Source organism: Pseudomonas aphyarum (assembly GCF_028657055.1).
GTDB classification, from domain to species: Bacteria; Pseudomonadota; Gammaproteobacteria; order Pseudomonadales; family Pseudomonadaceae; genus Aquipseudomonas; species Aquipseudomonas aphyarum.
Genome location: NZ_JAMDGS010000007.1, coordinates 159,112 through 178,203 on the forward strand (window position 1 = coordinate 159,112; position 19,092 = coordinate 178,203).

Here is a 19,092-nt window from a genome sequence, read left to right on the forward strand (position 1 = left end):
GCGCCTGCCGGTTTTTTTTGAGCGCGCGCAGTGGCGCTCATCCCGCCAAATCAATTCCTCCTACACTGAGCCCAATCTGTGCGATCTTCTCGCGACTGGCCCCTGTCGGAGTTGTTTGATGCTGTCTCTGCTCACCGATCATCCGTTGTTTTGCGCCTTGATCCTGATCCTCATCGATCTCGGTCTGTGGCGTTTGATCAGCTCCCACGGCAGCGCCTGGAAACTGTTGGTGCGGGTGCTGATTTTTGCCCTGTTCAGCATTTTGCTGTTCAACGAAGGGCTCAACCCGATGGAGCCTGCGCCGTGGGCCGACAATGTGCCGTTGCACCTGGCGGCGACCGGGTTGCAGATCGGCTGGTGGCTGTTCGGCGCGCGGACCCTGACGGTGCTGATCGGGGCGGTGATGATGCAGCGGGTCGGGCACACCGGGCGGTTGTTGCAGGATCTGCTGGGCGCGGTGATCTTCCTGATTGCGATCATCGCGGCGCTGGCCTACGTGCTGGATCTGCCGGTCAAGGGCGTGCTGGCGACGTCCGGGGCGTTGGCGATCATCGTCGGTCTGGCGTTGCAGAGCACCCTGAGCGACGTGTTTTCCGGGATCGTGCTCAACACCACCAAGCCTTATCAACTGGATGACTGGATCTCCATCGACGGCACCGAAGGCCGGGTCACCGACATCGACTGGCGCGCCACGCGCCTGCAAACCAGTCAGGGCAGCATGGCGGTGATTCCCAACTCGCTGGCGGCCAAGGCCAAGATCATCAACTTCAGCCGGCCGAGCAATATGTTCGGGGTGGCTGTCAGCGTGCAGGTCAGCCCGCATGCGCGGCCCAGTTCGGTGATCGATGCCCTGGAACGGGCGATGCAGGGCTGTCGCCAATTGCTGGAGAGCCCCGCGCCGAGTGTCGCGCTGAAGAGTTCCAGCAGTGCCGGCGCCGAATATGAAATCAGCGGGTTTGTCGCCTCAATGAGCGAAAAACGTGTGGTGCGCAATCAGCTGTTCGACCTGGCTTACCGACACCTGCAAGCGTCCGGGGTCAACCTGCTGTCGAGCGATGAGCCCGGCGTGGCGAGCAACCTCTCACGGCCACGGGCGTTGCTCGACAGCTCGCCGATTTTCTCCACCCTGCGTCAGGAGGAGAAGGAAACCTTCAGCCAGAACATGACCCTGCAGACCTTCCGTGCCGGCGAGATGATCCTTGCGGGCGGCGAGGTCAGCGATCACCTGTTCATCATCGAGTCCGGTGTGGTTTCGGTGACGCTCAAGCGCCACGGCACGCCGTTCGAGTCCGGGCGGATGGGGCCGGGCGAAGTGATCGGCGAGGCGGGGATTCTGTCCGATACGTCATTGCCGGCCGACTTCTCTGCCAAGACCTTCTGCGCGCTGTACCGCATCGAGAAGTCTTATCTCAAGCCGTGCCTGGATGCCCGTCACGACATCAACGACGCGATGCAGGCGCTGCTCGATTTCCGTCTGCACAAGGCGCAATCCCTGACCGAGGAAACGCCAGTGGCGGCGCCGAAGAAAGGCTTCCTGCAGTGGCTGCGCAACCGCGTCTGACCCTTCAGCGCAGGCCGTAATCCGCCAGTTTGCGCTCCAGGTTCAGGCGCACTTGCGGCCATTCGTCATCGATGATGCTGAAGCGCACCGAGTTGCGCTTGCGGCCGTCCGGCATGATGCGTTCGTGGCGGACGATGCCTTCCTGTTGCGCGCCGAGGCGCAGGATCGCGTTGCGCGACTTCTGGTTGTTTTCGTCGGTGGTGAACTGCACCCGCACGCAGTCGAGCACCTCGAAGGCGTGGCGCAGCATCAGGTACTTGGCCTCGGTGTTGACGAAGGTTTTCTGAAAGCGTGCCGAGATCCAGCTGCTGCCGATCTCCAGCTTGCGATTGAGCGGGTCGATCTTCCAGAAGCGGGTCGAGCCGATCACTTCGCCGGTTTCCTTCAGCACGATGACAAACGGCATGACCGTGCCAGCCTCACGGCCGTCGATGGCCTTTTTCAGGTAAGCGTCGACGGTGGTAGTCGACGGCACCACGGTGACCGTGAGATTCCACAGTTCACCGTCGGCGGCAGCGTGGAGCAGGGCGTCGGCGTCGGTGTATTGAAGCGGGCGCAGGAGGATTCCCTGGCCTTGCAGCGTGGTTTGCATATGGGGATTCTCGGCGATCGGGCGAGGGCCTATTACGCCGTACGGGAAGGATCCGACGCAACCGTCGCGGTGGGCGGATGTCACAGTTTTTATCGGTCAATGGCAGGAATCCGGACGATGAAAAAAATGCGCATTGCCACGTTCAACGTCAACGGCCTGCGGGCCCGACTGCCGAACCTGCTGGAATGGCTCAGGCGCGAGCAGCCGGACATCGTCTGTTTGCAGGAGCTGAAACTGGTGGACAGCGCATTTCCTGCCGCCGATCTGGAGGCCGCCGGTTATGGCGCCATCTGGCACGGTCAGGCGTCATGGAACGGCGTGGCGATTCTTGCCCGCGATACGCTACCGCTGGAGAGCCGGCGCGGTCTGCCCGGCGATCCCGACGATAAACACAGCCGCTACCTCGAAGCCGCGGTGCATGGAGTGCTGGTGGGGTGCCTGTACCTGCCCAATGGCAATCCACAACCGGGGCCGAAGTTCGACTACAAACTGGCCTGGTTCGAACGCCTGATCAAATACGCCCGGGATCTGCAAAGCAGCGATCACCCGGTGGTGCTCGCCGGCGATTACAACGTGGTGCCTACCGACCTGGATATCTACAACACTCGTTCCTGGCTCAAGGATGCGCTGTTGCAACCGCAAAGCCGCGAGTGCTACCAGCGCCTGCTGGATCAGGGCTGGACCGATTCGTTGCGGCATCTGTACCCCGAAGATCGGCTCTACACGTTCTGGGATTACTTCCGCCAGCACTGGCAGAAGAACTCCGGGTTGCGGATCGACCATCTGCTGCTCAATCCAAAGCTGAGCCCTTATCTGCACGAGGCCGGTGTGGATGCCTGGGTACGCAACGAACCGCATGCCAGCGACCACGCGCCGACGTGGATTCGCATCGATTCGCGCAAAAGACGCTAGCAGGTGATTGGTTAATTCAATTGTCGATTCGATGCCCGGATCCCGTATACATGGCGACCATCGGCGGAACGATCCGCGCCCGCATGCAAAAGGACCCAGCCATGAGCGAGCCACGCCTGACGAATCTGAAACAGTACCTGCAACGCCTGGGATTCGATGCGCCCCCGGCACCGACCCTTGAAACCCTGCGTCTGTTGCAACTGCGCCATACCGGCGCCTTTCCTTTCGAAAACCTGTCGACGCTCAGTGGCGAGCCCGTCCTGATCGATCTGCCGTCCATCGAACGCAAAGTCTTGAACGGCGCCCGAGGCGGTTACTGCTACGAGCTGAACAATCTGTTTCTGGCCTTGCTGCTGGAGCTGGGGTTCGACGGGCGGGGCATCAGCGGGCGAGTGGTCATGAATCAGCCCGAGGGCAGCTGGACGGCGCGCACCCATCGCTTGAGCCTGGTGACGATTGACGACGTGCGCTACATCACCGACGTCGGCTTCGGCGGCATGGTACCGACCGCGCCGCTGGTGCTCGATACCGACGCCGAGCAATCCACGCCGCACGAACCGTATCGCATCGAAGTGCAGGCCGATGGCTACATGCTGCGGGCCAGGGTTGCCGGCGAATGGAGGCCGATGTACCTGTTCGACCTGCAGCGCCAGGAAGATATCGATTACACCCTCGGCAACTGGTACGTCTCGACTCACCCGGACTCGCCATTTGCCCAGCGCCTGATGGTTGCGCGCACCGGCGACGGCTGGCGGCGCACTCTGAACAACGGCAGTTTCGCGATCCACCGCATCGGCGCGGAGAGCGAGCGGCGTGAAGTGACGGACATCGATGAACTGATCGAATTGCTGGAGCGGGAATTCGGCCTGCGCCTGCCGCACCAGCCCGGTGCACGTCTGGCGCTGGCGCGCTTGATTCAGCCGGTCTGAAGCCTAAGGTTTTGCCTCCGGCTCCAGCACCCGACGGATCTCGTTCACGGCCGCCGACAGTTTTTTCTCAAGGCTCTTGAGATCGGTGGCGGTGATGCCTTGCTTGAGTTGCCCGCTGGAATGTTCGAGTTCATCGGTTGCGCCACGGCTGCTAAGCAATGCGTGGCGCAGGGTGTTGTTGATTACCGTCTGATAGCCGTAGCCCTCGCTTTCAGCGACCTCGCGCGCGGCTTCGATCACCGCGTCATCAAGCATGATGGTGATGCGGGTCTTGCCCTTGGTGGGCGCAATGGCGCCGCGTTTACCTTCGCTGAAATCGTATTCATCCTTCATTGATCACCTCTGCGCAAAGTTGCCATCGCTCGCTGGGCTCGAATGCGTTGGCAGCATTCTTGCTTTTGTCGAACTGAATCTTGAATGACTTCATTATGCATACTTTATATGTATAAAAAAGGGTGCGACCGCGCCGTCGGTCGCCATGAACACTTCAGCCCAGGCGGATAAAACGTGTACTCGATTGAGGATGTGTTGCCGGATTTGTGGGGGATGAAAGCAGCGGGATAGAAGGTTGGGTGGCTAGCTAACCATTATGTGACTGATAAGTTGTATACAAGTCTATGGACATTTGTCCTGACTCTTGCATACAGTGTGCGCATAACAAAAACCAGGGAACTCCCCCACCATGAAAACGCCCCATGTTTCACACCAACGGCCCGAGGACGAGAATCTCGGGGTCGGCGCGAATATGGCTTACGGCCTGCAACACGTTCTGACCATGTATGGCGGTATCGTCGCGGTGCCACTGATCATCGGTCAGGCCGCCGGGCTTTCGCCGGCGGACATCGGTCTGTTGATTGCTGCTTCATTGTTTGCGGGGGGGCTGGCCACGTTGCTGCAAACCCTGGGTTTACCGTTTTTCGGCTGTCAGTTGCCGCTGGTGCAGGGCGTGTCGTTCTCCGGCGTTGCCACGATGGTGGCGATTGTCAGCAGTGGCGGGGAGGGCGGCTTCCAGTCGGTGCTTGGCGCGGTGATTGCGGCGTCGTTGATCGGCTTGCTGATCACGCCGGTGTTCTCGCGAATCACCAAGTTCTTCCCACCGCTGGTCACCGGCATTGTGATCACCACCATCGGTCTGACGCTGATGCCGGTGGCCGCACGCTGGGCCATGGGCGGCAACAGTCACGCGCCTGACTTTGGCAGCATGCAGAACATCGGTCTGGCGGCGGTCACGCTGGTGCTGGTGTTGCTGCTGAGCAAGGTCGGCAGCTCGACCATCTCGCGTCTGTCGATCCTGTTGGCCATGGTGATCGGCACGGTGCTGGCGGTGTTCCTCGGCATGGCGGACTTCTCCAACGTCACCCAGGGCCCGATGTTCGGCTTCCCGACGCCGTTCCATTTCGGCATGCCGACCTTCCACTTCGCCGCGATTCTGTCGATGTGCATCGTGGTCATGGTGACCCTGGTGGAAACCTCGGCGGACATCCTGGCGGTCGGTGAAATCATCGGCACCAAGGTTGACTCCAAACGCCTGGGCAACGGCCTGCGGGCGGACATGCTGTCGAGCATGTTTGCGCCGATCTTCGGCTCGTTCACCCAAAGCGCCTTCGCCCAGAACGTCGGGCTGGTGGCGGTGACCGGGATCAAGAGCCGCTATGTGGTGGCGACCGGCGGTATCTTCCTGGTGATCCTCGGCCTGCTGCCGTTCATGGGCCGGGTCATCGCAGCCGTGCCGACCTCGGTACTCGGCGGCGCCGGTATCGTGCTGTTCGGCACCGTGGCGGCGAGTGGTATCCGCACGCTGTCCAAGGTCGACTACCGCAACAACGTCAACCTGATCATCGTCGCCACCTCGATCGGCTTCGGCATGATCCCGATTGCCGCGCCGAACTTCTACGATCACTTCCCGAGCTGGTTCGCGACCATTTTCCATTCGGGCATCAGTTCGTCGGCGATCATGGCGATTCTGCTGAACCTGGCGTTCAACCACTTCACGGCGGGTAACTCGGATCAGCAGTCGGTATTTGCGGCGGCAGAAGAGCGGACCCTGCGTTATCGCGATCTGGCAGCGCTGCGTGAAGGCGACTACTTCAGCGACGGCAAGCTGCACGACTGCGACGGCAATGAAGTGCCGGTGATCGATCCGGATTCGGATCACGGTCATGGCGCACCGAAGGCACATGCCAAAAGCAGCGAGCACGTCTGACCGCTGTTAATGAATAGAAAAGGGCCGATCAGTTATCGGCCCTTTTTCTATGGCGTCGCTTTTTTAGCGGCCACAAAAAAGCCCCTGAATCTTTCGATTCAGGGGCTCTGTATTTGGCTCCACAACCTGGACTCGAACCAGGGACCCAGTGATTAACAGTCACTTGCTCTACCAACTGAGCTATTGCGGAATTGGTGCGTATGTTACTGATTTAAAAAGACTAGTCAAGCTTTGCCGAAATTTTTTTGCTGAACGGCCATCAACCACCGAATGTAAACGTGCCCATCAGCAGTTTTGCGTACAGCGCCGTGGCTGCCAGTTGCACCAGCCACAGGGCCAGTCCGCCGAGAAACACGCCGGCCGCCACTTGCAGCACCAGGCTCTTTTCGCGTTTGCCCGAGGTGCGGGGTGGATAGTAGTCCAGCTCATCGCGGTCGGCGCGCAGGTCATCGTTTTTCATGTCGGTTCTCTGAAATATCGTCTGTGTGCAGTCTAGAGGGTGTAGCGGCTTTTCTTCAGACAAATAAAAAACGGGAAGCCCGAAGGCTTCCCGTTTTCAGTGCAGCGCCGGATCAGATGACCTGAACGATGGCGTCCGTCACGGCTTCGATGTTGCTCTGGTTCAGCGCGGCGACGCAGATGCGGCCGGTGTCCAGGGCGTAGATGCCGAACTCGTTGCGCAGGCGGTGAACCTGTTCGGTGGTCAGACCGGAGTAGGAGAACATGCCGCGCTGACGACCGACGAAGCTGAAGTCACGCTGCGGGGCTTTCTTGGCCAGCAGAGCAACCATCTGGTCGCGCATGCCACGAATGCGCAGGCGCATTTCAGCCAGTTCGGCTTCCCACTGGGCGCGCAGTTCCGGGCTGTTCAGCACGGCGGCGACGATGCTTGCACCGTGGGTCGGCGGGTTGGAGTAGTTGGTGCGGATCACGCGTTTGACTTGCGACAGGACGCGGGCGCTTTCTTCTTTCGATTCGCTGACGATCGACAACGCGCCGACACGCTCGCCGTACAGCGAGAACGACTTGGAGAACGAGCTCGACACGAAGAAGGTCAGGCCGGATTCAGCGAACAGGCGCACGGCAGCGGCGTCTTCAGCGATGCCGTCACCGAAACCCTGGTAGGCCATGTCGAGGAACGGCACGTGACCTTTGGCCTTGACCGCTTCCAGCACGTTGTTCCAGTCCGCCGGGCTCAGGTCGACGCCGGTCGGGTTGTGGCAGCAGGCGTGCAGCACGATGATCGAGCCGTTCGGCAGGGCGTTCAGGTCTTCCAGCAGGCCGGCACGGTTCACGTCGTGGGTGGCGGCGTCGTAGTAGCGGTAGTTCTGCACCGGGAAGCCGGCGGTTTCGAACAGCGCGCGGTGGTTTTCCCAGCTCGGATCGCTGATCGCCACGACGGCATTGGGCAGCAGTTGCTTGAGGAAGTCGGCACCGATTTTCAGTGCGCCGGTCCCGCCGACGGCCTGAGTGGTGACAACACGGCCAGCTGCCAGCAGTGGCGAATCATTGCCGAACAGCAGCTTTTGCACGGCCTGGTCGTAGGCCGCGATGCCGTCGATTGGCAGGTAGCCACGGGAGGCGTGCTGAGCGGCGCGAATGGTTTCGGCTTCGATGACGGCGCGCAGGAGTGGAATTCGCCCCTCTTCGTTGCAGTACACACCCACCCCGAGGTTGACCTTATTGGTCCGGGTATCGGCGTTGAATGCTTCGTTGAGGCCCAGGATTGGATCGCGGGGTGCCATTTCGACAGCGGAGAACAGGCTCATTTTTACGGCAGCTCTATTGGAGAGTGGAGGGACGTGTGGCGCTCCAGCCGAATGCACTAGAGCGGTGCACAAACGGGGAGCTAGTATAGAGGCCATCATCGATCAATGGCGACAGGCGAATCGGCTTTTAAGGTAAGTTTTTCCGATTATTTCTCGACCGTTAGTCGAATGGATCTGTCGGAGACTTTACCGGATGTAGGACGTTTGCCTTGAAAGGCGAGGCAATCGGCTCCACATTCAGCACAATCTTCGTTTTTCCTTGCGCGACATCGGTCGTTTGCGGTCTTTCTCGTGGTGCTGCGGTTTGCCCGCAGCGGCGCGATTCCAGAGGTGTTTATGTCTGAATTCCAGCTCGTCACCCGTTTCGACCCCGCCGGCGATCAACCCGAAGCCATTCGCCAGATGGTCGAAGGCATCGAAGCCGGGCTGGCGCACCAGACGCTGCTCGGGGTGACCGGGTCGGGCAAGACCTTCAGCATCGCCAACGTGATCGCCCAGGTGCAGCGTCCGACCCTGGTGCTGGCGCCGAACAAGACCCTGGCCGCGCAGTTGTACGGCGAGTTCAAGTCGTTCTTCCCGAACAACGCTGTCGAGTACTTTGTTTCCTACTACGACTACTACCAGCCCGAAGCCTACGTGCCGTCGTCCGACACCTTCATCGAGAAGGATGCGTCGATCAACGACCACATCGAGCAGATGCGGCTGTCGGCGACCAAGGCATTGCTCGAACGCAAGGACGCGATCATCGTCACCACGGTGTCGTGCATCTACGGTCTGGGCAGCCCGGAAACCTATCTGAAAATGGTCTTGCACGTCGATCGCGGCGACAAGCTCGACCAGCGTGCGCTGGTGCGGCGCCTGGCCGACCTGCAATACACCCGCAACGACATGGATTTCGCCCGTGCGACCTTCCGGGTGCGCGGCGACGTGATCGACATCTACCCGGCGGAATCCGACCTCGAAGCGATCCGCATCGAGTTGTTCGATGACGAAGTAGAAAGCATTTCCGCGTTCGACCCGCTGACCGGTGAGGTCATCCGCAAGCTGCCGCGCTTCACGTTCTACCCTAAGAGCCACTACGTGACGCCCCGGGAAACCCTGCTCGACGCCATCGAGGGGATCAAGGTCGAGTTGCAGGAGCGCCTCGAATACCTGCGCAACAACAACAAACTGGTGGAAGCCCAGCGTCTGGAGCAGCGCACCCGGTTCGACCTGGAGATGATCCTCGAGCTCGGCTACTGCAACGGCATCGAAAACTACTCGCGCTACCTGTCGGGTCGTCCGGCTGGCGCGGCGCCGCCGACGCTCTACGATTACCTGCCGGCCGACGCCTTGCTGGTGATCGACGAATCCCACGTCAGCGTGCCGCAAGTCGGCGCGATGTATAAGGGCGACCGTTCGCGCAAGGAAACACTCGTGGAGTACGGCTTCCGCTTGCCATCGGCGCTGGATAACCGGCCGATGCGCTTCGACGAGTGGGAAGGGGTGAGTCCGCAGACCATTTTCGTCTCGGCCACGCCCGGCAACTACGAAGCCGAACACGCCGGACGGGTGATCGAGCAAGTGGTGCGCCCGACCGGTCTGGTCGACCCGCAGGTCGAAGTGCGCCCGGCGCTGACCCAGGTCGACGATCTATTGTCGGAAATCACCAAGCGTGTGGCAGTGGAGGAGCGAGTGCTGGTCACCACGCTGACCAAGCGCATGGCCGAAGACTTGACCGATTACCTGGCCGATCACGGCGTGCGCGTGCGTTATCTGCACTCGGACATCGACACCGTCGAGCGGGTCGAGATCATCCGCGACCTGCGTTTGGGCACGTTCGATGTGCTGGTGGGGATCAACCTGCTGCGTGAAGGCCTGGACATGCCGGAAGTATCGCTGGTGGCGATTCTCGACGCGGACAAGGAAGGCTTCCTGCGTTCCGAGCGCTCACTGATCCAGACCATCGGCCGCGCGGCGCGTAACCTCAATGGCCGGGCGATTCTCTACGCGGACCGGATCACCGGTTCGATGGAGCGGGCGATTGGCGAAACCGAGCGCCGTCGCGACAAGCAGATCGCCTTCAACCTGGCCAATGGCATCACGCCGAAGGGCGTGTTCAAGGATGTCGCCGACATCATGGAAGGCGCCACCGTGCCCGGTTCGCGCAGCAAGAAGCGCAAAGGCATGGCCAAGGCCGCCGAAGAGAACGCCAAGTACGAAGCCGAATTGCGCTCGCCGAGCGAGATCACCAAGCGCATTCGCCAACTGGAAGAGAAGATGTACCAGTTGGCCCGCGACCTGGAATTCGAAGCGGCAGCGCAGATGCGCGACGAAATCGCCAAGCTGCGTGAGCGGCTGTTGGCCGTCTGATCTCTATCGCCTGATCCGGCCCTATCGCTGGCTTGCCAGCGATAGGGCCGGTGCAGGCACCGCAAAAATCAGTGAGCTTCCCCGGCCTTCAGGCCGGCGGGCAGTTTCTTGGTCAGCAAAATCGCCAGCATGCTGATCCCCAGCGCAATCCCGACAAAATGAAACGCATCGTTGTAGGCCATGATCAGCGCCTGCTGATGCACGATCTCGCTCAACTTGCCCAACGCCGCCGTGTCACTGCCGAACCGATCGGTCATCGACGCCAGACGTTCGGCCACCTGCGGATTGGTCGGCACCACCGCTTCGCGCAGGTAATCGAAGTAGGTCTTGGTGCGCGCATCCAGCAGCGTTGCGAGCAGGGCGATGCCGATGGCGCCGCCGAGGTTGCGCAGGATGTTGAACAGGCTCGACGCCGAACCCGCGTCCTGCGGCAGGATGTACGCCGTGGCGATCAGCGAAATGGTCACCATGATCAGCGGCTGACCCAAGGCGCGGATAATCTGGATCTGGTTGAACTGTGGCCCGGCGAAATCCGGGTTGAGTACGCCGGATGAAAAACTCGCCAGTCCGAACAAGCCGAAACCGATTGTGCACAGCCATTTCGGCGAGACGAACTTCATCAGTTTCGGCACCAGTGGAATCAGAAATAGCTGGGGAACGCCCATCCACATGATCACTTCGCCAATCTGCAAGGCGTTGTAATTCTGGATCTGCGCCAGGTACAGCGGCAGCAGATAGATCGAGCCGTACAGCCCGACCCCCATACCAAGGCTGGAAATGCTCGACAGCCCGAAGTTGCGATTGCGCAGGATGCCGAGGTTGATCAGCGGATTGGGCTTGGAAATCTGCACGATCACGAAGGTGATCAGGCTCAGCAGGGCGATGCTGCCCAGCGTTACGATCAGGCTCGATTCCAGCCAGTCCTTGCGATGGCCTTCCTCAAGAAAAACCTGCAAGCAACCGAGGCCGATGCCCAGCGTGAGAATGCCGGTGTAGTCAGTACTTTTTAGCAGTTCCCAGTGCGCTTCTTTCTTCTCCAGCCCGTACATCAGCCCGGCGATCATGATCAGCCCCGGCGGGATGTTGATATAGAAGATGTACTCCCAGCCCCAGTTTTCCGTGAGCCAGCCGCCGAGAGTAGGGCCGATGGACGGGGCGAAGGTGGCGGTCATGGCAAACATCGCCATGCCTTTGGCGCGGTGATGTTCGGGGAGTTTGATCAGGGTCAGGGTGAACGCCAGCGGGATCAGCGCACCGCCAGTGAAGCCCTGCATGGCGCGAAACACGATCATGCTCTCCAGGCTCCAGGCCATCGAGCACAGCAGCGACGAAATCAGAAATCCCAGCGACACCCACACCGCCAGCCGACGGGCCGACAGCAGCTGCACCAGCCAGGCGGTCAGCGGAATCATGATGATTTCCGCCACCAGATAAGAAGTGGAAATCCACGAGCCTTCTTCCAGCGTTGCCGACAGGGCGCCTTGAATATCCTTGAGCGAGGAGTTGGTGATCTGGATGTCGAGCACCGCCATGAAGGCGCCGAGCATCACGCTCATCACCGCAATCCAGTCCCGCCGGGTCGGTTCGCCGACCGGGCGGATCAGTGAATCACCGGCCATTGTCAGGGGCGTCTTTAATGTTCACGGTGGCGGTGACGGACATGCCCGGACGGATCTTGCCGTGCAGCGGGTTATCGGCCTTGAACGTCAGTTTGACCGGAATCCGCTGCACGACCTTGGTGAAGTTGCCGGTGGCGTTGTCCGGCGGCAACAGGCTGAACTGCGCGCCGGAGGCAGCGAACAGACTGTCGACCCGTGCTTCGATCGGTGTGTCGCCATAGGCGTCGAAGAGCAGTTCGGCCTTCTGGCCTGGTTGCATGCGACCGATCTGGGTTTCCTTGAAGTTGGCCTGGACCCAGATGTCTTCGTCCGGAACGATCGACAAAAGATAGGCGCCGGCCTGTACCACTTGACCATTGCGCGCGGCACGCTGGCCGATCAGGCCGCTGATCGGTGCGTGGATTTCACTGCGGGTCAGGTTCAGTTCGGCCTGCGCGAGGTCGGCGCGGGCGTTGGCGATCTGCGCGTCGAGGCGTTTGATCTCGGCGGTCAGCGCGTTGACCTGCTGGCGCTGGCTTTGCGCATCGGCCTGGGCCTTGGCCACTTGCGAGCGGGCGATGTGGGCGTCGGCGGAGAGGGTAGTGACCCGTTCCTCGGAGACGTAGCCGGGTTTACGCAGGGTTTCTGCCCGCGACAAATCCACCTGCGAGCGACCGAGCGTTGCCTGGGTGGTCGCAACTTGCGCGTCGCTGGCGGCGATCAGGCTGGCTTGCTGGGTCAGTTTGCTCTGGGCTTGCAGGCGCTCGGCTTCGCGGGTGGCGAGGGCGGCGTTGGCGCGATCGACCGCGAGGCGGAAGTCATCGCCTTCGAGCCGGATCAGCAGCTGGCCTTTTTCCACGTGCTGATTGTCCTGCACCAGAACTTCGTCGATGCGTGCGCTCAACTGGCTCGACACGCGGGTGATTTCACCCTGGACATAGGCGTTGTCGGTGCTTTCATAAAAGCGTCCCTTGAAAAACCAATGGGCGAAAAAGCCCCCGGCAATCAACAGGACCAGCAACAGGAAAATGAACAGGCGACGCTTGAGTTGGGCAGGCATGGGCAAACTGTAGTCGAGGAATTGTAAGGAAAGTTATCAGCAGGCGAATCTGGCATACAGCCGATGAACGGTAAATGCCGTCTGTTGATATTCGGCCATTCACCACGGCCAACGGGCGTTCCAGACGCAACCTTGGCTTAAATGCCCTGCCCGCTGGAGCGGGGCGGGTGTCGCCTGTTACCATTCGCCGCTTGATCGTTCTTTGCTTTTCATTCTTTTCGAGACATGCCATGACCACCGTCCGCACTCGCATCGCGCCATCGCCTACCGGGGATCCCCACGTAGGTACCGCTTACATCGCACTGTTCAACTACTGCTTTGCCAAGCAGCACGGCGGTGAGTTCATCCTGCGGATCGAAGACACCGATCAGTTGCGTTCGACCCGCGAGTCCGAACAGCAGATCTTCGACGCCCTGCGCTGGCTCGGTATCGACTGGAGCGAAGGTCCGGACGTCGGCGGCCCGCACGGTCCTTACCGTCAAAGCGAACGCGGCGATATCTACCAGAAGTACTGCCAGCAACTGGTCGACATGGGCCACGCCTTCCCGTGCTTCTGCACTGCCGAAGAGCTGGACCAGATGCGCGCCGAGCAAATGGCTCGCGGCGAAACCCCGCGCTACGACGGCCGTGCACTGCTGCTGTCCAAGGACGAAGTCGCCCGTCGCCTGGCTGCCGGCGAGCCGCACGTGATCCGCATGAAGGTGCCGAGCGAAGGCGTCTGCGTGGTGCCGGACATGCTGCGTGGCGACGTCGAGATCCCGTGGGATCGCATGGACATGCAAGTGCTGATGAAGACCGACGGCCTGCCGACGTACTTCCTGGCCAACGTGGTCGACGATCACCTGATGGGCATCACTCACGTTCTGCGTGGCGAAGAATGGCTGCCGTCGGCGCCCAAACTGATCTTGCTCTACGAGTACTTCGGCTGGGAACAGCCGGAGCTGTGCTACATGCCGCTGCTGCGTAACCCGGACAAGAGCAAGCTGTCCAAGCGCAAGAACCCGACTTCGGTGACGTTCTACGAGCGCATGGGTTTCATGCCTGAGGCGATGCTCAACTACCTCGGTCGCATGGGCTGGTCGATGCCGGACGAGCGCGAGAAGTTCTCGCTGCAGGAAATGGTCGACAACTTCGACCTCAAGCGTGTGTCGCTGGGCGGGCCGATTTTCGATATCGAGAAACTGTCGTGGCTCAACGGCCAGTGGCTGCGTGATCTGCCGGTGGAAGAGTTCGCCGCTCGCGTGCAAAAGTGGGCGTTCAACTCCGAATACATGATGAAGATCGCGCCGCACGTCCAGGGCCGCGTCGAAACCTTCAGTCAGGTTGCACCGCTGGCCGGGTTCTTCTTCGCCGGTGGCGTGAACCCGGATGCCAAGCTGTTTGAATCGAAAAAGCTCTCGGGCGATCAGGTTCGTCAGTTGATGCAATTGATCCTGTGGAAGCTGGAAAGCCTGCGTCAGTGGGAGAAGGACAGCATCACCGCGACGATTCAGGCGGTGGTCGAGTCCCTCGAACTGAAGCTGCGTGATGCGATGCCGCTGATGTTTGCTGCGATCACAGGGCAGGCGAGTTCGGTGTCGGTGCTCGATGCGATGGAAATCCTCGGGCCGGACCTGACCCGTTTCCGTCTGCGCCAGGCGATTGACCTGCTGGGCGGCGTGTCGAAGAAAGAAAACAAAGAGTGGGAAAAGCTGTTGGGCGCCATCGCCTGATTGCGTTTGACTCTGCGGGACGCGCCGGAGGTCAGGATCTTTTGCTCCTGTCCTTCGGTGTTTTCCCCCGAATTTACGGGGGGAGGGCGGTAAGTGATTGTAATGCCGACAAAAAATTTTGAATTTTTTCAAAAATAAGTTTGACAGCCTTTCGATACGCCCTTAAGATTCGCCCCGTCCTCAGCGATGACATCAACGATGAGGGGCTATAGCTCAGCTGGGAGAGCGCTTGCATGGCATGCAAGAGGTCGACGGTTCGATCCCGTCTAGCTCCACCAATTTACACTCCGAAGCCTGGCCACACCGGCTTCGAAGCGATCAACACTCAGCGTTGATCAGTTGTATAGAAGGGTTTGCGTCCCCTTCGTCTAGTGGCCTAGGACACCGCCCTTTCACGGCGGTAACAGGGGTTCGAGTCCCCTAGGGGACGCCAGTTTTACAGAAGCGATGTTGCAAGATGTCGCTCCGCCGAGAGGCGAAAAATCCGGGGCTATAGCTCAGCTGGGAGAGCGCCTGCATGGCATGCAGGAGGTCAGCGGTTCGATCCCGCTTAGCTCCACCAATTTACAGTTCAAGGTCTGGCCACACCGGCCTTGAATCGATCAGTACTCAGCGCTGATCAGTTGTATAGAAGGTTTGTGTCCCCTTCGTCTAGTGGCCTAGGACACCGCCCTTTCACGGCGGTAACAGGGGTTCGAGTCCCCTAGGGGACGCCACGATTACCCGCTCTGCGGGATTTTATAAGGGTCATTCAATTATTGAATGGCCCTTTTGTTTGTCTGGCGTTTGGCCAAATCCTCTTTTTCCTTAACACTGTGCTTCAGACCAGCGGTCACGCTTGTGACTTGCGGAATATTATTATGAGAATAATATTGCTATCGTAATATTCGGAGGCGACGATGAACGACAAGAAAGCTCAAACCCGCGAACGCATTCTCAAGGCCGCCAGTGCTGCACTGATCCAGCGCGGCCCGGCTGAACCGAGCGTGGGCGAAGTGATGGGTGCAGCCGGCCTGACCGTCGGTGGCTTCTACGCACACTTCGAAAGCAAGGACGCAATGATGCTTGAGGCGTTCAAGCAATTGCTCGGTCGCCGTCGCGACCTGATTGCCGACATGGACAGCGAGCTGACCGGTGAAGAGCGCCGCGCCCTTGTGGCTGCGTTCTATCTGTCGCGCAAGCATCGTGATTCCAGCGATTCGGCCTGCCCGATTCCGGCTTCCATCGGTGAGCTGGGCCGTCTGCCAGAGGCGTTCCGGATCGCGTTGAACGAACACCTGGAATTGATGATTGCGCAGTTGGCCGCAACGCCGGAAGACACTGATAAAGCGTTGGCCGACGTGGCCTTGATGGTGGGTGGTCTGGCGCTCGCGAGGGCGTTGGGACCTGGTGATTTATCCGATCGATTGCTGCGCGCTGCCAAGTCGGCGGTGCGTTGACCTGAAGGCTACAAGCCCGAGGAGAGAGCGATGAGCACGTTGAAGTGGGTTCGCGGCGTTAATGGCACCTTGGGCTGGTTCGCACCGAAGCTGGTAGCGAGCAAAATGCGGCTGGCGTTCATGACGCCGCGCGCGAATACACCGCGGGACTGGGAATTGCCGCTGCTGGCGAAATCCGAACGCATCACCTTGCGTTTCGGTCTCTCGGCCCTGCGCTGGGGACAAGGCCCGACGGTTTTGCTGATGCACGGCTGGGAAGGGCGGCCCACCCAGTTTGCCGCGTTGATCACCGCGCTGGTCGAAGCGGGCTACACCGTTGTCGCACTGGATGGCCCGGCCCACGGTCGCTCGCCGGGGCGTGAAGCCAATGTCGTACTGTTCGCCCGCGCGATGCTTGAGGCCGCTGCCGAGTTGCCGCCGCTGCAAGCTGTCATCGGCCACTCCATGGGCGGTGCCAGTGCCATGCTCGCCGTGCAACTGGGCTTGCGTACCGAAACCCTGGTGAGCATTGCCGCTCCGGCGCGAATTCTTGGTGTTTTGCGCGGATTTGCCCGTTACGTCGGCATGCCACCCAGAGCTCGTTCCGCGTTCATTCGCGAGGTTGAACAGGACGTCGGCATGCGCGCCGCCACCCTCGATGTCGCCCACTATCAACTGGATATGCCGGGCCTGATCGTGCATGCCGAGGACGACACCTTCGTCTCGGTCAAGGAATCCCAACTGATCCACGAATCCTGGTTCGACAGTCGCCTGTTGCGTCTGGAGGCCGGCGGTCACCAGCGCGTACTGGCCGACCCTCGGGTGATTGATGGCGTGCTATCACTGCTGGCCGGGCGCAGCCTTCAGGCGCGGCAATCGGCGTAGTCATCCGTTACACTGCCCCGGTTGAATCATTTGACCGGGAGTAGGGCATGGGCTGGGATCGGGCAACGCCGTTTACCATTGATCTGCAAGTGGGCGCCGAGGACATCGACGGGCTGGGCCACGCCAACAACGCGGTCTACGTGACTTGGCTCGAGCGCTGCGCCTGGCGCCACTCGCAGCGCCTGGGCCTGGATCTGGTCGAGTACCGGCGTCTGGATCGGGCGATGGCCGTTGTACGCCACGAAATCGATTATCTGGCCGCCGCCTATGAAGGCGACGAGCTGCAATTGGCGACGTGGATCGTCGATTGGGATCAGCGCCTGAAAATGACCCGTCACTTCCAGCTGATTCGCCCCAGCGACAACGCCACGCTGCTGCGCGCCCAGACCACCTTCGTTTGCATCGAGCTGTCCACCGGCAGGCCCAAGCGCATGCCCGCCGAGTTCATCGAAGGCTACGGCCCGGCCATACAGACGGCGGACATGGGTTTAACCCGCGAAACCCAGTAAACTGCCGCACGTTTTTCCTTGAGTGTGTGTTTCCCATGCAAATTGCTCTGGCGCCGATGGAAGGGTTGGTCGACGACATCCTGCGCGATGTCCTGACCCGTGTCGGCGGTATTGACTGGTGCGTGACCGAGTTCATCCGGGTCAACGATCAGTTGCTGACTCCGGCCTATTTCCACAAGTTCGGCCCTGAACTGCTCAACGGTGCGCGCACCGCTTCCGGCGTGCCACTGCGCGTGCAATTGCTGGGTTCCGATCCGGTGTGCCTGGCGGAAAACGCGGCGCTGGCCTGCGAGCTCGGTTCTGAAGTCATCGACCTGAACTTCGGTTGCCCGGCCAAGACCGTCAACAAGTCCCGTGGCGGTGCGGTACTGCTCAAGGAGCCGGAGCTGCTCAATCAGATCGTCGAACATGTGCGTCGCGCCGTACCCGCACACATTCCGGTTACCGCCAAGATGCGCCTGGGTTTCGACAGCCCGGACGGCTCGCTGGTGTGCGCCACCGCGCTGGCCGAGGGCGGTGCGGAGCACATCGTGGTTCACGCCCGGACCAAGGTTGACGGCTATAAGCCGCCGGCGCATTGGGAGTGGATCCCGCGCGTGCAGGACGTGGTCAAGGTGCCGGTGTTCGCCAATGGTGACATCTGGAGCGTCGAAGACTGGCGCCGCTGCCGGGAAATCAGCGGTGTCGAAGACATCATGCTCGGTCGCGGTCTGGTTTCGCGCCCGGATCTGGCCAAACAGATCGCCGCCGCACGTGCCGGCGAGGAAGTCGTCGAGATGACCTGGACCGAACTGATGCCACTGATCCAGGACTTCTGGCTGCAAGCCAAAGCGCAGATGACGCCACGCCAATCGCCGGGCCGTTTGAAGCAATGGCTGGCCATGCTGACCCGCAATTATCCCGAAGCCGTCGAGCTGTTTACCGTGCTGCGCCGGGAGACCGAGCCGGATCAGGTCTCGCGTTTACTGGGTTTGCCAGTCGCCGAAGCCGCCTGAAAAAATCTTCAAACGATCTCTTGAAAACAAAACGCCGGTCCCTATCTAAGGGTTACGCGATGCCGAATTCGGGTCGCGGAGACAAAAAACCTTGCTGATTGTTTTCAGGAGATTTGAACCATGAGTACCGCATTTTCCCTCGCGCCACTGTTCCGTTCCTCGGTGGGTTTCGACCGTTTCAACGACCTGTTCGAAACCGCCCTGCGCAACGAGCCAGGCAGCACCTATCCGCCTTACAACGTCGAAAAACACGGTGACGATCAATACCGCATCGTCGTGGCGGCGGCCGGTTTCCAGGAAGAAGACCTGGACCTGCAAGTCGAGAAAGGCGTGCTGACCATCAGTGGCGGCAAGCGTGATGCCAACGAAGGCGTCACTTTCCTGCACCAGGGCATTGCCCAGCGTGCATTCAAGCTGTCGTTCCGCCTGGCCGATCACATCGAGATCAAGGCCGCCGGCCTGAGCAACGGTCTGTTGAGCATCGACCTGTTGCGCGTGATTCCGGAAGAGGCGAAAGCCAAGCGCATCCCGATTAATGGGGCGCAGAACCCGGCTCTGCAATAAGCCGACCAAGAAGAAGGGCGCCGAAAGGCGCCC

Annotated in this window: 17 protein-coding genes and 5 tRNA genes; 15 read left to right on the forward strand and 7 right to left on the reverse strand. The window is 60.6% G+C overall.

Going from position 1 to position 19,092, the window contains the following annotated elements; all coding sequences use genetic code 11:
• Positions 1-118: 118 nt before the first annotated feature.
• The gene (locus M5G18_RS10980; RefSeq protein ID WP_273900015.1) at positions 119-1,561 is read left to right on the forward strand and encodes a mechanosensitive ion channel family protein; all 1,443 of its coding nucleotides are present in this window, start codon (positions 119-121) and stop codon (positions 1,559-1,561) included.
• A gap of 4 nt (positions 1,562-1,565) precedes the next feature.
• Here M5G18_RS10980 and M5G18_RS10985 read toward each other — a convergent pair whose 3' ends face one another.
• Positions 1,566-2,153 (reverse strand): GNAT family N-acetyltransferase, encoded by a 588-nt coding sequence (locus M5G18_RS10985; RefSeq protein WP_273900014.1) that lies wholly within the window; start codon positions 2,151-2,153, stop codon positions 1,566-1,568.
• A gap of 117 nt (positions 2,154-2,270) precedes the next feature.
• Between M5G18_RS10985 and xth the strand changes: the two genes are divergently transcribed.
• Together xth and M5G18_RS10995 are read left to right on the forward strand one after the other, a co-directional pair.
• On the forward strand, positions 2,271-3,065 hold the full coding sequence (gene xth / locus M5G18_RS10990; protein WP_273900013.1) for an exodeoxyribonuclease III: 795 nt from the start codon (positions 2,271-2,273) through the stop codon (positions 3,063-3,065).
• A gap of 101 nt (positions 3,066-3,166) precedes the next feature.
• Complete coding sequence (locus M5G18_RS10995) at positions 3,167-3,994, forward strand: arylamine N-acetyltransferase family protein (protein ID WP_273900012.1); 828 nt, start codon at positions 3,167-3,169, stop codon at positions 3,992-3,994.
• 3 nt (positions 3,995-3,997) lie between these two features.
• Here M5G18_RS10995 and M5G18_RS11000 read toward each other — a convergent pair whose 3' ends face one another.
• Positions 3,998-4,327, reverse strand: a complete 330-nt coding sequence (locus M5G18_RS11000; RefSeq protein WP_273900011.1) for a BrnA antitoxin family protein — start codon at positions 4,325-4,327, stop codon at positions 3,998-4,000.
• A 349-nt stretch (positions 4,328-4,676) separates the two neighbouring features.
• On the opposite strand from M5G18_RS11000, the gene M5G18_RS11005 reads away from it, so the two are divergent.
• Entirely contained in the window at positions 4,677-6,197 is a 1,521-nt protein-coding gene (locus M5G18_RS11005; RefSeq protein WP_085690393.1) for a nucleobase:cation symporter-2 family protein, read from the forward strand.
• Positions 6,198-6,311: 114 nt separating this feature from the next.
• Here the strand turns inward: M5G18_RS11005 and M5G18_RS11010 are convergent.
• The 3 genes from M5G18_RS11010 to M5G18_RS11020 all read right to left on the reverse strand — a co-directional run bounded on the left by M5G18_RS11010 (position 6,312) and on the right by M5G18_RS11020 (position 7,966).
• Positions 6,312-6,387, reverse strand: a tRNA-Asn gene (locus tag M5G18_RS11010).
• A 69-nt stretch (positions 6,388-6,456) separates the two neighbouring features.
• On the reverse strand, positions 6,457-6,657 hold the full coding sequence (locus M5G18_RS11015; RefSeq protein WP_065257405.1) for a hypothetical protein: 201 nt from the start codon (positions 6,655-6,657) through the stop codon (positions 6,457-6,459).
• Positions 6,658-6,769: 112 nt separating this feature from the next.
• Complete coding sequence (locus M5G18_RS11020; RefSeq protein ID WP_192564182.1) at positions 6,770-7,966, reverse strand: amino acid aminotransferase; 1,197 nt, start codon at positions 7,964-7,966, stop codon at positions 6,770-6,772.
• 336 nt (positions 7,967-8,302) lie between these two features.
• On the opposite strand from M5G18_RS11020, the gene uvrB reads away from it, so the two are divergent.
• Positions 8,303-10,318, forward strand: coding sequence for an excinuclease ABC subunit UvrB (gene uvrB, locus M5G18_RS11025; protein WP_007956424.1), 2,016 nt, complete (start codon positions 8,303-8,305; stop codon positions 10,316-10,318).
• A gap of 68 nt (positions 10,319-10,386) precedes the next feature.
• Here the strand turns inward: uvrB and M5G18_RS11030 are convergent, their stop codons facing one another.
• Positions 10,387-11,937, reverse strand: a complete 1,551-nt coding sequence (locus tag M5G18_RS11030; RefSeq protein ID WP_007956426.1) for an MDR family MFS transporter — start codon at positions 11,935-11,937, stop codon at positions 10,387-10,389.
• Positions 11,927-12,976: an HlyD family secretion protein gene (locus tag M5G18_RS11035; RefSeq protein WP_273900008.1), complete on the reverse strand. Its 1,050-nt coding sequence runs from the start codon at positions 12,974-12,976 to the stop codon at positions 11,927-11,929. The genes M5G18_RS11030 and M5G18_RS11035 overlap by 11 nt, the downstream gene beginning before the upstream one ends.
• 230 nt (positions 12,977-13,206) lie before the next feature.
• On the opposite strand from M5G18_RS11035, the gene gltX reads away from it, so the two are divergent.
• The 10 genes from gltX (at position 13,207) to M5G18_RS11085 (ending at position 19,059) form a co-directional block, all read left to right on the forward strand.
• Positions 13,207-14,688, forward strand: coding sequence for a glutamate--tRNA ligase (gltX, locus tag M5G18_RS11040; protein WP_273900007.1), 1,482 nt, complete (start codon positions 13,207-13,209; stop codon positions 14,686-14,688).
• A gap of 202 nt (positions 14,689-14,890) precedes the next feature.
• A tRNA-Ala gene (locus tag M5G18_RS11045) sits at positions 14,891-14,966 on the forward strand.
• A gap of 79 nt (positions 14,967-15,045) precedes the next feature.
• Positions 15,046-15,121: transfer RNA gene (locus tag M5G18_RS11050), tRNA-Glu, on the forward strand.
• Positions 15,122-15,174: 53 nt separating this feature from the next.
• A tRNA-Ala gene (locus M5G18_RS11055) sits at positions 15,175-15,250 on the forward strand.
• A 78-nt stretch (positions 15,251-15,328) separates the two neighbouring features.
• Positions 15,329-15,404: transfer RNA gene (locus tag M5G18_RS11060), tRNA-Glu, on the forward strand.
• A gap of 183 nt (positions 15,405-15,587) precedes the next feature.
• A complete protein-coding gene (locus M5G18_RS11065; protein ID WP_011333341.1) occupies positions 15,588-16,127 on the forward strand; it encodes a TetR/AcrR family transcriptional regulator in 540 nt (179 codons plus the stop codon).
• A gap of 30 nt (positions 16,128-16,157) precedes the next feature.
• A complete protein-coding gene (locus M5G18_RS11070; protein WP_007956433.1) occupies positions 16,158-16,991 on the forward strand; it encodes an alpha/beta fold hydrolase in 834 nt (277 codons plus the stop codon).
• A 47-nt stretch (positions 16,992-17,038) separates the two neighbouring features.
• Entirely contained in the window at positions 17,039-17,500 is a 462-nt protein-coding gene (locus tag M5G18_RS11075; protein ID WP_011333342.1) for an acyl-CoA thioesterase, read from the forward strand.
• A gap of 35 nt (positions 17,501-17,535) precedes the next feature.
• Entirely contained in the window at positions 17,536-18,495 is a 960-nt protein-coding gene (locus M5G18_RS11080) for a tRNA dihydrouridine synthase (RefSeq protein WP_273900005.1), read from the forward strand.
• Positions 18,496-18,615: 120 nt separating this feature from the next.
• Positions 18,616-19,059 carry an Hsp20 family protein gene (locus M5G18_RS11085; RefSeq protein WP_273900003.1) on the forward strand — a complete coding sequence of 148 codons (444 nt, stop codon included), beginning with the start codon at positions 18,616-18,618 and terminating at the stop codon, positions 19,057-19,059.
• Positions 19,060-19,092: the final 33 nt, after the last annotated feature.